Below are 13,501 nucleotides of genomic sequence, written 5' to 3'. Positions count from 1 at the left end.
TCTCCGTCTGTGATTGTTGTATGGTTTGCTATTCGATTCAGCGCATCAGGCCCAGTTCGGCCGCCTGCCTGGAGTAGCGTTCGACTGCCTGGTTCACGTACTGCGTCAATTTGTCGCCCGTCAGCGCGAACGGATACATGCCCGATTGCGTGCGCCACTGGGCAAACTGCGGCGTGGCCATGGCACGGTCGAACGTGGCCACCCAGCGCTGGTAATCGGCTTCCGGCACCTGTGGCCCCATCCACAGGCCGCGGATGATGGGCCAGACCACGTCGACGCCCTGCTCGCGCGCCGTCGGCACGCTGGCCAGCACGCCGGGCAGGCGCTTTTCCGACAGCACCGCCAGCACCCGCGCATGGCTGTCTCCCGCGTTCAGGGTCGCCTCCGACGTATCGCCCGACATCACCTGCACGTAATCGGCCTGCATCGCCGTGAATATCTCGCCGCCGCCTTCCAGCGCCACGAAGCGCAGCACTTTCGGGTCGATGCCGGCCTTGCGCGCCACCAGCGCCATCTTCAGCCAGTCCTGGCTGCCGATAGTGCCGGACACGCCGATCAGCACCTTGTCGGGGTGGCGCTTGAGCGCGGCGATCAGGTCGGCCAGGCTCTTGTAGGGCGAGTCGCTGCGCACGGCGATCATGCCGTAGTCGGCGCCCAGCGCCGCCACCCAGCGCACGTCGCCCGTCTTGGCGTTGCCAAACTTGCCCTGCGCCAGGTTCAGCAGCGAGCCGCCCGAAAACACCACCAAGGTGTTGGCTTCGGCACGCCGGCGCTGCGAACCCATCGAACGCCACGCCACCGCACCGATACCGCCCGGCAGATAGCTGATGCGCACCGAGGACGCGAACGGCGCCGCCACCGCCGGATCGGGCTGCAGCAGCCCTTTCTGCGCCAGCTTGCAGGTCAGGTCCATGGCGCCGCCCGGCTTGGACGGCACCACGCAGTCGACTTCAGGCGCGGCGGCCGTTGCCAGCGCCGGCAGCAGCGCGGACAACAACAGCAGCGACAGGAACACGGTGCGCAGCATCGTCATGCCTTAGAAGCGGTGCTGGATGCCGGCGATCAGGCCACGCTGCGTGTCGCCGAAACCGGCGTCGTCACGCGACAGGCTGACCAGCTGGTTGTGCTTGGCCTTGGCGTAAGCGCCGGCCACGTACAGGTCGGTGCGCTTGGACAGGGCATAGCGCACGCGCGCCACGTACATGATCGGATCGGCATCGAGGTTGGCGGCCACGTTCTTCACGTCCTGGTAGTAGATCACGCCCGTCAGGGTGATGACCGGTGTGGTCTTGTAGCTGACGCCGCCCCAGTACATGGTGCCGCGCACGTCGGCCTTGCCGGAGGCAGCCGGATCGAGCTTGTAGTCGCGCGCCGCCGCCTGCACTTTCCACGGGCCGTCGTCGTACATCGCGCCCAGGTGGTAGACGGTGGTCTTGTCACGCGCGCCGCCGGCGATGGTGTTGCCGTTGACCTGTTCATACGTGGCCAGCAGGCTGACCGGACCGGTCTTGTAGGTGACGGCCGTCGACAGCTTGGCGCTGTCCGAGCTGCCCGTCGACTGTTCGCCGAAGCCGTACGATGCGCCGTAGCTGAAGCCGCCCGTCTTGCCCGAGTACTTGACCATATTGTCGAAGGCCGTCGTCATGCCGTATTTGCTCGGGCCCGTCGCGTTGGCCGAAGTGGCCCACGAGTAGAACGGCGCATAGGCCATCGGGTCGAATGGCAGCACGAAGTCATACACGGTGGTGAACGAACGTCCCAGTACGACGCGGCCAAACGCGCCTTCCAGGCCCACGTTGGCCTGGCGCTTGAACAGCGCGCCGTCGGCCGCGCCCGTGTCGACGAGGATGCCGCCTTCCAGATTGAACACGGCTTTCAAGCCACCGCCCAGGTCTTCGCTGCCCAGGATGCCCCAGCGCGACGTGTTCATGCCGCCGGAACTGACTTGCGTCATCGAGCTTTTGTTCGGACCGGCGTTGCTGGTGTTGCTGATGCCGGCGTCAAGACGGCCGTACAGGGTGACGTTCGATTGGGCGTGGGCGCTGCCGGCTGCGGCGAGTACCGCCATGGCGGCCAGCGAGAATGCAGTTTTCTTCATGTAGAGTGTCTCCCTTAGATATAGTTATTAGTGATATGCCTGATCAATTTCATGAATCAGGATCACACTATATGATCGCGATCCTTTCAATTGGCTTTCAGACTGACAGGTGTCGCCGGCCAGCCACAGGCAATACCAACAAATTCATTGCGGCCCCTGTCGGCGGCGTGCCGACAGGCTTACACTGCACCAATTCAAACGAATGGCGGAGACCATGCGCATATTATTAGTGGAAGACCATCTGGAGCTGTCGCACTGGCTGGCAAAGGCCCTGCGCGACGCGCACCTGACGGTGGAGACCGCCCACAACGGCGCCGATGCCGACGCCCTGCTGCATACGCAGGAATATTCATTGGTGCTGCTCGACCTGACCCTGCCGAAGATGGATGGCCTGGACGTGCTGCGCCGCCTGCGCGCGCGCGGCGGCACGCGCGGCAAGACTCCCGTCATGATACTCACGGCGCGCGGCGGCCTCGATGAAAAAGTGCAGGGCCTGAACCTGGGTGCCGACGACTACATGGCCAAGCCGTTCGAACTGGCCGAACTCGAAGCGCGCGTAAAAGCCCTGCTGCGCCGCAGCCAGGGCAACGAAGCGCTCGTGCACACCTGCGGCGCGCTCAGTTTCGACACCGTCACGCGCATGTTCAGCTATGCCGGCGCCCCTTTCCCCCTGACGCCGCGCGAACACGCCGTGCTCGAAGCGCTGATCACGCGCTCCGGGCGCGCAGTGTCGAAGGAAAAGCTGTTCGACGAAGTCTTCGCGCTGGCCGACGACGCCAACCTGGACGCCATCGAACTGTATATCCACCGCGTGCGCAAGAAACTCGAGAGCGGCGTCGAAACCGGTTCGCCCGACGGTGCCGTCATCACCACCCTGCGCGGCATCGGCTACCTGCTGCAGCCGCGCAGCGCGATGGCGCCGGCCGCGTCAAAATGAGCGTGCGCGCCCCAAGCCTGCCCCTGTTCGAGCGCCTGCGCCGGCGCTGGGCGCAGGGCCGGCCGCTGGGCAGCCTGCGCAGCCAGCTGCTGCGCTGGCTGCTCATCCCGCTGGTGATGCTGGTGCTGCTCGATGCCGTTTTTGTGTACCGCAACGCGCTCGACGCGGCCGACATGGCCTATGACCGCTCCTTGCTGGCGTCGACGCGGGCGCTGGCCGAAAGAGTCTCCATCGTCAACGGCAAGGTGGTGGCCGAAGTGCCCTACGTGGCGCTCGACAGCTTCGAGACCGACACCCTGGGCCGCATCTACTACAAGGTCACGGGCATCAACGGCGAGCTGGTATCGGGCTATGGCGACTTGCCGCCCGTGCCGAAAAACGTGCCCCGCTCGCAAAATTATCCGGCCCTGGTGCGCTTCTACCACGCCGACTATCACGGCAAGCCGATCCGCATTGCCGCCCTGCTGCAGCCCGTGTATGACGACTCGATGCGCGGCATCACCCTGATCCAGGTGGCCGAAACGCTGGACGCGCGGCGCGGCCTGTCGAACCAGATCCTGTTCGATACCCTGAGCTGGCAGGCGGCGATGATACTGGTGATGGGCGCCCTCGTGTGGTTTGCCGTGCGCCTGGTGCTGCGCCCGCTGATGCGCCTGAAAACGGAAGTCGAGACGCGCACCCTGTCCGACCTGTCCGACGTCGATCCCACGCTGGTGCACAAGGAAATGCGCCCGCTGGTGAGCGCCATGAACGGCGCCATGTCGCGCCTGCAGCAGCTGATCGCCAGCCAGCGCCGCTTCATCGCCGACGCCTCGCACCAGCTGCGCACGCCGTTGACGGTGCTGAAAACCCAGGCCGAACTGGCCATGCGCGAATGCGACCGCCAGGCGGGCGCGCCGCCGGACATCGCCGCCCTGCGCGACATCGTGCGCTCGATCGCCGTCACCACCGATTCGACCGTGCTGCTGGCCAACCGCCTGCTGACCCTGGCGCGCATCGAGCATGGCGGCGAGAATCTGGCCATGGACACCGTCGCCCTGCGCGACATGGCGCAGCAGGTAGGACTGGAAATGGCCATGGCCGCCGTCGCCAAAAATATCGACCTGTCGCTGGAAGCGCCCGACGAAGCGCCCGTGCATGGCCAGGCCCTGCTGCTGCATGAACTGGTCGCCAATCTGGTCGACAATGCCCTGCGCTACACGCCACCGGGTGGCAGCGTAATCCTGCGCGTGCGCGCGGGCGGCGATGGAAACGAAACGCTGCTGGAAGTGGAAGACAGCGGCGCCGGCATCCCCCCCGCGGAACGCGAACGCGTGTTCACGCCGTTCTACCGGGTCGGCGCGGCGCTCGAGAGCAACCCTGGCGGCGCCGGCCTGGGCCTGGCCATCGTGCGCGACATCGCGGCCCTGCACGGCGCCCGGCTGGAACTGGCGACGGCGGCGAATGGGCATGGATTGAAAGTCGGCGTGTATTTCGCCCCGGCGCCAGTCGGTGCTAAGATCGCGCCCTGAGATTTTAATGAAAGCCCGCAGCCATGATGACCAAAGACGACGTAACCGAACTGTTTGCCAATATCGCCGAGAATGCGCCGTGGGATTTGTCCCAGCCGCTGCTGTGGGGCTATTACTTCACCAACCCCACCTCCGAACCGCTGGAGCAGGCCGCCACCCTGCTGGCGCTGCAGGGCTACCGGCCCGTGGAACTGTACCAGCCGGAACTCGACGATCCGGCGGCTCCGCCCGTGTGGGTGCTGCACGTGGAAAAAGCCGAAGTGCATGGCGTCGACAGCCTGCATGCGCGCAATGGCGAACTGATGGCGTTTGCGCAGGACAACCAGCTGGCCAGCTATGACGGCATGGACGTGGGCCCCGTCCCCGCGCCTTGATCGGCGTAGGCGTAGGCCGGATCAGGTCCAAAGGGCCGTAATCCGACAGCACCATCGGTCACGCCAACAATGTTGTCGGATTACGTCCGGCCTTGCCGCACTAATCCGACAACATCACGCATAAAAAAACGGCGCCCGCGGGCGCCGTTTTGCATGGCTCGCTGAAAACGCTCAGCTGAGGTTTTCCAGGCGGATCTTGGTGACCGTGCCCACCACGCTATTCAACGCTTCCATCTTCTCGATGGCGGCCGTGACGTTCTTTTCCTGCGTCTGGTGCGTCAGCATGATGATGTCCGTATGCGTCTCGCCCTCGGCCGGTTCTTTTTGCAGCATGGCGTCGATCGAGATGCCGCGTTCGGCCAGGATGCGCGTCAGGTCGGCCAGCACGCCCGGCTGGTCGGCCACGTGCATGCGCAGATAGTAGCTGGTGGTGATTTCCGACATCGGCAAGATGGCGATATCGGTCATCGCGTTCGGCTGGAACGCCAGGTGCGGTACGCGGTGTTCCGGGTCGGCCGTGGCCAGGCGCGTGATGTCGACCAGGTCGGCGATCACCGACGAAGCGGTCGGCTCGGCGCCCGCGCCGCGGCCCGAGTACAGGCTGGCGCCGACGGCGTCGCCATGCACGAGCACGGCGTTCATGGCACCTTCCACGTTGGCGATCAGGCGCTTGGCGGGGATCAGGGTCGGATGCACGCGCAGCTCGATGCCTTCCACGCCATTGACGATGGCGCGCTTGGTGATGCCCAGCAGCTTGATGCGGTAGCCCAGCTGCTCGGCGTAGCGGATGTCGACAGCACTGAGGTTGCTGATGCCTTCCACGTAGGCCTTGTCGAACTGCACCGGGATGCCGAAGGCGATGGCCGACATGATGGTGGCCTTGTGCGCGGCGTCGACGCCTTCGATGTCGAAGGTGGGGTCGGCTTCCGCGTAACCGAGTTCCTGCGCCTGTTTCAGCACGGTGGCGAAATCGAGGCCCTTGTCGCGCATTTCGGACAGGATGAAATTGGTGGTGCCGTTGATGATGCCGGCGATCCATTCGATGCGGTTGGCCGTCAAGCCTTCGCGCAGCGCCTTGATGATGGGGATGCCGCCGGCGACGGCCGCTTCGAAGGCCACCATCACGCCCTTGTCCTGGGCGGCGGCAAAGATTTCGTTGCCGTGCACGGCCAGCAGGGCCTTGTTGGCCGTGACCACGTGCTTGCCGTTGGCGATGGCCTGCATCACCAGGGTTTTCGACAGGTCGTAGCCGCCGATCAGTTCGACGACGATGTCGATCTCGGGATCGTTGACGATCAGGTGCGGGTCATTGACGACCTTGCAGCCGCCGGCGACGAGCGCTTCGGCGCGCGCCACGTCGCGCACGGCGACGGCGACGACTTCAATGCCGCGGCCGGCGCGGCGCTTGATTTCTTCCTGGTTGCGTTTCAGGACGCTGAACGTGCCGTAACCGACATTGCCCAGGCCCAGCAGGCCGATCTTGATGGATTTCATAGTTGTGCTTGACTGCTCATAAGTGGCGCCCCCTTGGGCGGCGCCAGGTTGATCGGTATGGTTGATCGAGATTGCTGCTGGCTGGTTCAGCCCCGGCCGTGACGCTTGCGGTAACCTTCGAGGAAGCGCGCAATGCGTCCCATGGCCTCGGTCAGGTCATCGGAGTTCGGCAGGAAGACGACGCGGAAATGATCGGGCGCGATCCAGTTGAAGCCCGTGCCCTGCACGATCAGGACCTTCGCTTCGGCCAGTAATTCATAAGCAAACTGCTGGTCGTCGGCGATCGGGTAGATCTCCGGATCCAGGCGCGGGAACATGTACAGCGCGGCCTTCGGCTTGACACAGGTGACGCCCGGAATATCGGTCAGCAGCTTGTGCGCCAGATCGCGCTGTTTCAACAGGCGCCCGCCGGGCCCCACCAGGTCTTGTATGCTCTGGTAGCCGCCAAGCGCCGTCTGGATGGCAAACTGCCCCGGCGCGTTGGCGCATAGCCGCATCGAGGCCAGCATGTTGAGGCCCTCGATGTAATCTTTTGCGTGGCGCTTTTCGCCCGAGACCACCATCCAGCCGGAGCGGTAGCCGCAGGAGCGGTAATTCTTCGACAGGCCGTTCATGGTGATGAACAGCACGTCGTCGGCCAGCGAGGCGATCGACACGTGCTCGGCTTCGTCGTACAGCACCTTGTCGTAGATCTCGTCGGCGAAAATGATCAATTGGTGCTGGCGCGCCAGTTCGACGATCTGCAGCAGCACGGAAACCGGATACAGCGCGCCCGTGGGGTTGTTCGGGTTGATGACGACGATGGCTTTCGTTTGCGGCGTGATCTTGCGGCGCATGTCGTCGATGTCGGGGTACCACTCGTTCTGCTCGTCGCACACATAGTGCACGGGATTACCGCCCGACAGGCTGACGGCCGCCGTCCACAGCGGGTAGTCGGGCGCCGGCACCAGCACTTCGTCGCCACTGTTGAGCAGGGCGTTCATCGACATGACGATCAGTTCGGAAGCGCCATTGCCCAGGTAAATGTCATCGATGGTCACGCCGGCGATATTCTTGCCCTGCGTGTAGTGCATGACGGCCTTGCGCGGCGCGAACATGCCTTTCGAATCCGTATAGCCGGCCGCATTCTGCAGATTGAGCATCATGTCGCGCACGATCTCGTCGGGCGGATCGAAGCCGAATACGGCCAGGTTGCCGATATTGAGCTTGGTGATCTTGTGGCCTTCTTCTTCCATTTGCCTGGATTTTTCCAGGACCGGGCCGCGGATGTCGTAGCAGACGTCCGCCAATTTATTCGATTTCTGAATCGGTCGCAAAATAAATCCCTGTCGTGATGCGGCGCGGTGACCAGAACTTGCAGCGTGGCCGCCGCGCCAGAACTATGAACCCGTGAAACTGCGATGCGAAAGACTGCAAGGCGAAAACAACCATTCTCGCCGAAAACAGGGCATTTTATCAAATTAAACATGGCGAACCGCAGCATTTGACGCCGATTCTGCCACGTTGGCGCATCCGGACGACAATCGGGCGGGCGCCATCTTCATCTTCCCTTAATCTTGCAGCATTACCATGGCGCAAGCATGCAGCGCCACTGTGGCGCCGAACATTGCAATCTGGAAAGGATGTTGCTTTTCAGTCGCTCTTTTCTGTCATTTATGGCATGCTTACGCCCTTGGCCGCGGCGCCCAGTTTGGCCGCGCGCGTACCGATCAACCGACACGACCAGCCCCGATATCGCCATGAAACTCCACGCCAGCAGCACCCAACAATACCAGACTGTCACCGGCTATGACGAAAACGGCGTCGAGATCAATGCCCAGCCGTACAACTACAGCCTGATCGTCATGCCGGAAACGCCGCCACGCGCGTGGGAAGTCACCAGTTTCGAAGAATTGACCGAGGCGCATTTCGCGCAAATCCTGGCCGACTCTCCCGACGTGGTCATCCTCGGCACGGGCGAACGCCAGCGCTTCGTGCATCCGAAACTGACGGCCGCGCTGACCATGCGCCGCATCGGCGTCGAATGCATGGATAGCCAGGCCGCCTGCCGCACCTACAATATCCTCATGGGCGAAGGCCGCAAAGTCACGCTGGCCCTGATCCTGGCCCCGGCCGCAGGCAAGGCCGCATGAAAATCAATGTCAACGAACTGCACTCGTCGCGAGTGCTGATGTGGTCCCTGCTGGGCATCTTCATCGTCGTCACCCTGTATGCGCTGGGCGTGCGCACCCTGGTGCCGCCCGACGAGGGCCGCTACGCCGAGATGGCGCGCGAAATGTTCGTCACGGGCGACTGGATCACCACGCGCCTGAACGGCATCAAGTACTTTGAAAAACCGCCGCTGCAAACGTGGATGAATGCGCTGACCTTCGCCGCCTTCGGCCTGGGCGAGTGGCAGGCACGCCTGTGGACTGGCCTGTGCGGCATCATCGGCGTGTGCATGACAGCCTACGCGGGCAAGAAAGTGTTCGGCCCGCGCGTGGGCCTGTATGCGGGCCTGGTGCTGGCGTCGAGCCTGTTCTGGCTCGCTTCAGGCCAGATCAATTCGCTGGACATGGGCCTGTCGGGCATGATGACCCTCACCATGGGCAGCCTGCTGATCGCCCAGCGCGACGACGCCACGGCGATCGAGCGGCGCAACTGGATGCTGGCTTGCTGGGCCGCCATGGCGCTGGCCGTGCTGGCCAAGGGCCTGATCGGCATCGTGCTGCCGGGAGCCGTGCTGGTGCTGTATTCGCTGTGCGCGCGCGACTGGCGCATCTGGACGCGCCTGCACCTGGTCAAGGGCCTGCTGGTGTTCTTTGCCATCGCCACGCCATGGTTCGTGCTGGTCGCCCTGCGCAATCCGGAACAGCCGCATTTCTTCTTCATCCACGAGCATTTCCAGCGCTTCCTGATGAAGGGCCACAAGCGCGAAGGCGCCTGGTACTACTTCCTCGTGCTGCTCATTCCCGGCATCCTGCCATGGATAGGCGTACTGCCGCAAAGCCTGGCCGCCGCTTTCAAGCGCCAGGAAGGGGCCTTCCAGCCCCGTTTGATGCTGCTGATCTGGGCCGTCTTCATTTTCTTCTTCTTCAGCTATTCGACCTCGAAACTGCCCGGCTATATCGTGCCCATCTTCCCGGCGCTGGCCTTGCTGGTGGCGCTCTACCTGGAATCGGCATCGCGCCGCCAACGCCTGTTCGCCGCCGGCCTGCTGTGCGTACTGGGCGCGGCCATCCTGATCGGCGGTCCGATCGCCTTCAGCAAAGCCAGCGCACGCGACGCGGATGCCCTGGTCGCGCTCAAGGGCTACCAGCCCTGGCTGATGGCGGCCGGCTTCTTCGCCCTGGCCGGCGGCGCCCTGGCCCTGCTGCATGCGCGCCAGCTGCGCCGCGACATGACGGTGCTGACGATTGCCGGCGCCGGTTTCCTGGCCACGCACTGCATCCTGGCCGGCTCCGAACTGTATGGCCAGAACCGCGCGGGCACCGACATGCTGCCGCAGATCCAGGCCGAACTGACGGCCGATACCAAGCTCTATTCGGTCGGCATCTATGAACAGTCGCTGACGTATTACCTGCAGCGGCCCGTGATCCTCGTCGATTACTGGGATGAGTTCACGTTTGGCCTGAAACAGCAGCCGGAATTGTCCATCCCGAGCATCGAGACTTTCATCACGCAATGGACGAACGATGCCAACGCCGGCGTGCGCGACATGGCCATTATCAGCCTGAACCGTTACAAGGAATTGCAACAACGTGGCGTGCCCATGCGTGTTATCGCCGAGGATGCGCGCCGCATGGTCATTGCCAACAAATAGTGTTTAACTGGGGCGCGAGGCAGCATGGATCGCGCCCCCGGCCAGCTTGCCCCGCCCCCGCAGCGGCAGGATTTTTCACTGCTGAACCGGCTGCGCCGCCATACTGACGATATAAAATAGCCATGCCTGCCGGCCGCGTTTGAGCGCACGGCAGCCTTGGCGACACCGATACCCTGACACCATACCGACCCAAGAGCCGCACCCCATGACCTCTACCCTGCCCTTTTTGCCATTTTCCAAACCCACCATCGACGAAGCGACCATCGCCGCCGTCGGCGAAGTGCTGCGCTCGGGCTGGATCACCAGCGGCCCGAAAGTGCAGGCCTTCGAAGCCCAGCTGTCCGAGTATTTCGGCGGGCGTCCCGTGCGCACCTTCAATTCGGGCACGTGCACCATGGAAATCGCGCTGCGCATCGCCGGCATCGGCCCCGGCGACGAAGTCATCACCACGCCCGTGTCGTGGGTAGCGACGGCCAACGTCATCATCGAAGTGGGCGCCACGCCCGTGTTTGCCGACATCGATCCCGTCACGCGCAATATCGACCTCGACAAACTGGAAGCGGCCATCACCGCGCGTACGAAAGCCATCATCCCCGTCTACCTGTCCGGCTTGCCCGTCGACATGGACCGCCTGTACGCGATTGCTGAAAAATACAATCTGCGGGTCGTGGAAGACGCGGCGCAAGCGTTCGGCTCCACGTGGAAGGGCAAGCGCATCGGCGCGTTTGGCGACTTCGTCTCGTTCAGCTTCCAGGCCAACAAGAACATCACCACGGGCGAAGGCGGCTGCCTCGTCCTGAACAACCTGGAAGAAGCCAAGCTGGCCGAGAAATACCGGCTGCAGGGCGTGACGCGCAGCGGCGTCGATGGCATCGATGTCGACGTGCTGGGCGGCAAATACAACATGAGCGACATCATGGCCGCCATCGGCCTGGGCCAGTTCGCCAATATCGACGCCATCACGGCCCACCGCCGCGCGCTGGCGCGCCATTACTTTGAGCAATTCGGCAGCGACTTCGAAGCGCAGAGCGGTGCCCAGCTGCCCGTGCAGGATTTTGAAAACAGCAACTGGCACCTGTTCCAGATTATCCTGCCCGATAACGGCCCCGGCACGCGCGCCGCCTTCATGCAGCAAATGGCACAACAAAACGTGGGAACGGGCTATCATTACGCACCGATCCACCTGTTTACCATGTACCGCGAACGCGGCTTTACCGAGGGCATGTTCCCTGTCTCGGAAAAGATCGGCCGCCTGACCGTGACCTTGCCGATGTTCTACGCCATGACGACACAGGATGTGGAACGCGCCGTCGCCACCGTCAAATCCATTCTCATCAAATGAGCAGCGCGCCGATGAAACCTGAACTGTCCGTTATCATTCCGATCTACAACGAGCAGGATGGCCTGGCCAGCCTGTTCGCCCGCCTGTATCCGGCCCTCGATGCCCTGCAGACGAGCTACGAGATCATCTTCATCAACGATGGCAGCCGCGACAATTCGGTGGCCATCCTGGCGGAACAGTTCCGCCAGCGCCCCGACGTCACGCGCGTGGTCCTGTTCAACGGTAATTATGGCCAGCACATGGCCATCCTGGCCGGTTTTGAAGCGTCGCGCGGGCAGATCATGGTCACGCTCGACGCCGACCTGCAGAACCCGCCCGAAGAAATCGGCAACCTCGTGGCGAAGATGCGCGAAGGCTACGATTACGTGGGTTCGATCCGGCGCAAGCGGCAAGATTCCGCCTGGCGCACCTTGGCCTCGAAGATGATGAACCGGCTGCGCGAGCGCATCACCAACATCAAGATCACGGACCAGGGCAACATGCTGCGCGCCTACGGCCGCAACGTGATCGACCTGGTCAACCAGTGCGCCGAAGTCAATACCTTCGTGCCCGCCCTGGCCTACACGTTTGCCCGCAAGCCCACGGAAATCACCGTCGAGCACGAGGAACGGGCCGCCGGCGAGTCGAAATATTCGCTGTACAGTCTGATCCGCCTCAATTTCGACCTGGTCACGGGCTTTTCGCTGATACCCCTGCAAATCTTTTCGATGCTGGGCATGCTGCTGTCATTCAGCTCGGCCGTGCTGGTGATCTATCTGCTGGCGCGCCGCTTCCTGTTCGGCGCCGAGGCGCAGGGCGTGTTCACCCTGTTCGCCATCGCCTTCTTCCTGATGGGCGTGATCCTGTTCGGCATCGGCCTCGTGGGCGAATACGTGGGACGCATCTTCCAGCAAGTGCGGGCCCGTCCCCGCTACGTGGTGCAAACCATCTTGCAAGACGGCATGGCCCAGGCGGAAGCCGAGGCGCCATCGCACGTGCGCCTGGAAAAACGCCAGGTGGGCCGCTGATGGGCGCCCCGCGCGCCGTCGTCTTCGGCTACCACAATGTGGGCGTGCGCTGCATCAAGGTGCTGCTGGCCGGCGGCGTCGATATCGCCCTCGTCGTCACACACGAAGACAGCCCCACGGAAAACCTGTGGTTCGAATCCGTCGCCAGCCTGTGCCAGGCTGAAGGCATCCCCTACATCACGCCCTCGGACGCGCGCGCGCCCGAGCTGCTGGCGCAGGTGCGGGGGGCAACACCGGACATGCTGTTCAGCTTTTACTACCGCCACATGCTGCCGGCCAGCATCCTGGAAGTCGCGCCCGCCTACAATATGCACGGTTCGCTGCTACCGCAGTTCCGCGGCCGCGCGCCCGTCAACTGGGCCGTGCTGCATGGCGCCCCGCAAACGGGCGCCACCCTGCATGAAATGACGGTCAAGCCCGATGCCGGCGCCATCGTCGCGCAAACGGCCGTGCCCATCCTGCCCGACGACACGGCCTTCGAAGTCTTCGGCAAGGTCACCGTGGCGGCGGAGCAAACCTTGTGGAACGTGCTGCCGGCCTTGCTGGACGGCACGGCGCCGCGCCAGCTCAACGATTTGCGCCAGGGCGGCTACTTTGGCGGACGTACGCCGGAAGACGGCCGCATCGACTGGAAGTTACCGGCGCAGCAGGTCTACAACCTGCACCGGGCCGTCGCGCCGCCCTATCCCGGCGCGTTCACCGAAGTCAACAATGTTATTTACACCATCGAAACAGCCCGTTTAAGCAAGCATTCAGCAGGAAGTTTGCCACCGGGCTTGGCCGTAGTGGATAATTGCATCTTTGGCGTCTGCGGAGACGGCCACATGCTGGCCATTTCCGCGCTGAGGGCTGCCGGGGAGCCGGTTTCGGCTCAGCAATTGCAAGCAAGTCTGACCACCCGCGTCAGCACACACTGATATCACACAAGAGAATCTC

General features: G+C 63.5%; 12 protein-coding genes. 8 read left to right on the top strand and 4 right to left on the bottom strand.

Annotated features, from left to right (window positions below; all coding sequences use genetic code 11):
• Positions 1 to 37: 37 nt before the first annotated feature.
• Together SKZ59_RS05730 and SKZ59_RS05725 are read right to left on the bottom strand one after the other, a co-directional pair.
• Positions 38 to 1,033 carry a Bug family tripartite tricarboxylate transporter substrate binding protein gene (locus tag SKZ59_RS05730; RefSeq protein ID WP_034750417.1) on the bottom strand — a complete coding sequence of 332 codons (996 nt, stop codon included), beginning with the start codon at positions 1,031 to 1,033 and terminating at the stop codon, positions 38 to 40.
• Positions 1,034 to 1,036: 3 nt separating this feature from the next.
• Positions 1,037 to 2,098 carry a porin gene (locus SKZ59_RS05725; RefSeq protein ID WP_128142349.1) on the bottom strand — a complete coding sequence of 354 codons (1,062 nt, stop codon included), beginning with the start codon at positions 2,096 to 2,098 and terminating at the stop codon, positions 1,037 to 1,039.
• A 214-nt stretch (positions 2,099 to 2,312) separates the two neighbouring features.
• Between SKZ59_RS05725 and SKZ59_RS05720 the strand changes: the two genes are divergently transcribed.
• The 3 genes from SKZ59_RS05720 to SKZ59_RS05710 are packed head-to-tail and all read left to right on the top strand — an operon-like array spanning position 2,313 to position 4,920.
• Positions 2,313 to 3,035, top strand: a complete 723-nt coding sequence (locus SKZ59_RS05720; protein WP_034750889.1) for a response regulator — start codon at positions 2,313 to 2,315, stop codon at positions 3,033 to 3,035.
• Positions 3,032 to 4,546, top strand: a complete 1,515-nt coding sequence (locus SKZ59_RS05715; RefSeq protein WP_319991045.1) for a sensor histidine kinase N-terminal domain-containing protein — start codon at positions 3,032 to 3,034, stop codon at positions 4,544 to 4,546. The genes SKZ59_RS05720 and SKZ59_RS05715 overlap by 4 nt, the downstream gene beginning before the upstream one ends.
• Before the next feature lie 23 nt (positions 4,547 to 4,569).
• The gene (locus SKZ59_RS05710) at positions 4,570 to 4,920 is read left to right on the top strand and encodes a ribonuclease E inhibitor RraB (protein ID WP_081367940.1); all 351 of its coding nucleotides are present in this window, start codon (positions 4,570 to 4,572) and stop codon (positions 4,918 to 4,920) included.
• A 171-nt stretch (positions 4,921 to 5,091) separates the two neighbouring features.
• Here the strand turns inward: SKZ59_RS05710 and SKZ59_RS05705 are convergent, their stop codons facing one another.
• Entirely contained in the window at positions 5,092 to 6,414 is a 1,323-nt protein-coding gene (locus SKZ59_RS05705) for a homoserine dehydrogenase (RefSeq protein WP_070305189.1), read from the bottom strand.
• Between the two features lie 86 nt (positions 6,415 to 6,500).
• On the bottom strand, positions 6,501 to 7,730 hold the full coding sequence (locus SKZ59_RS05700; RefSeq protein WP_070305187.1) for a pyridoxal phosphate-dependent aminotransferase: 1,230 nt from the start codon (positions 7,728 to 7,730) through the stop codon (positions 6,501 to 6,503).
• Positions 7,731 to 8,153: 423 nt separating this feature from the next.
• Here SKZ59_RS05700 and SKZ59_RS05695 point away from each other — a divergent pair, with 423 nt between their 5' ends.
• The 5 genes from SKZ59_RS05695 (at position 8,154) to SKZ59_RS05675 (ending at position 13,482) form a co-directional block, all read left to right on the top strand.
• Complete coding sequence (locus SKZ59_RS05695; protein WP_070305185.1) at positions 8,154 to 8,546, top strand: Mth938-like domain-containing protein; 393 nt, start codon at positions 8,154 to 8,156, stop codon at positions 8,544 to 8,546.
• Complete coding sequence (locus tag SKZ59_RS05690; RefSeq protein ID WP_034750432.1) at positions 8,543 to 10,216, top strand: glycosyltransferase family 39 protein; 1,674 nt, start codon at positions 8,543 to 8,545, stop codon at positions 10,214 to 10,216. The genes SKZ59_RS05695 and SKZ59_RS05690 overlap by 4 nt, the downstream gene beginning before the upstream one ends.
• A 205-nt stretch (positions 10,217 to 10,421) precedes the next feature.
• Complete coding sequence (locus SKZ59_RS05685) at positions 10,422 to 11,558, top strand: DegT/DnrJ/EryC1/StrS family aminotransferase (RefSeq protein WP_034750435.1); 1,137 nt, start codon at positions 10,422 to 10,424, stop codon at positions 11,556 to 11,558.
• A gap of 11 nt (positions 11,559 to 11,569) precedes the next feature.
• Positions 11,570 to 12,565 (top strand): glycosyltransferase, encoded by a 996-nt coding sequence (locus tag SKZ59_RS05680; protein ID WP_319991044.1) that lies wholly within the window; start codon positions 11,570 to 11,572, stop codon positions 12,563 to 12,565.
• On the top strand, positions 12,565 to 13,482 hold the full coding sequence (locus SKZ59_RS05675; RefSeq protein ID WP_072452490.1) for a formyltransferase: 918 nt from the start codon (positions 12,565 to 12,567) through the stop codon (positions 13,480 to 13,482). The genes SKZ59_RS05680 and SKZ59_RS05675 overlap by 1 nt, the downstream gene beginning before the upstream one ends.
• The last annotated feature ends 19 nt before the right edge of the window (positions 13,483 to 13,501 follow it).

It is taken from the genome of Janthinobacterium sp. GMG2 (assembly GCF_033949445.1).
Taxonomy (GTDB): domain Bacteria; phylum Pseudomonadota; class Gammaproteobacteria; order Burkholderiales; family Burkholderiaceae_D; genus Janthinobacterium; species Janthinobacterium aestuarii.
Note: the sequence above shows the minus strand (reverse complement) of the source record. Positions and strands in the feature narration are given on the sequence as shown.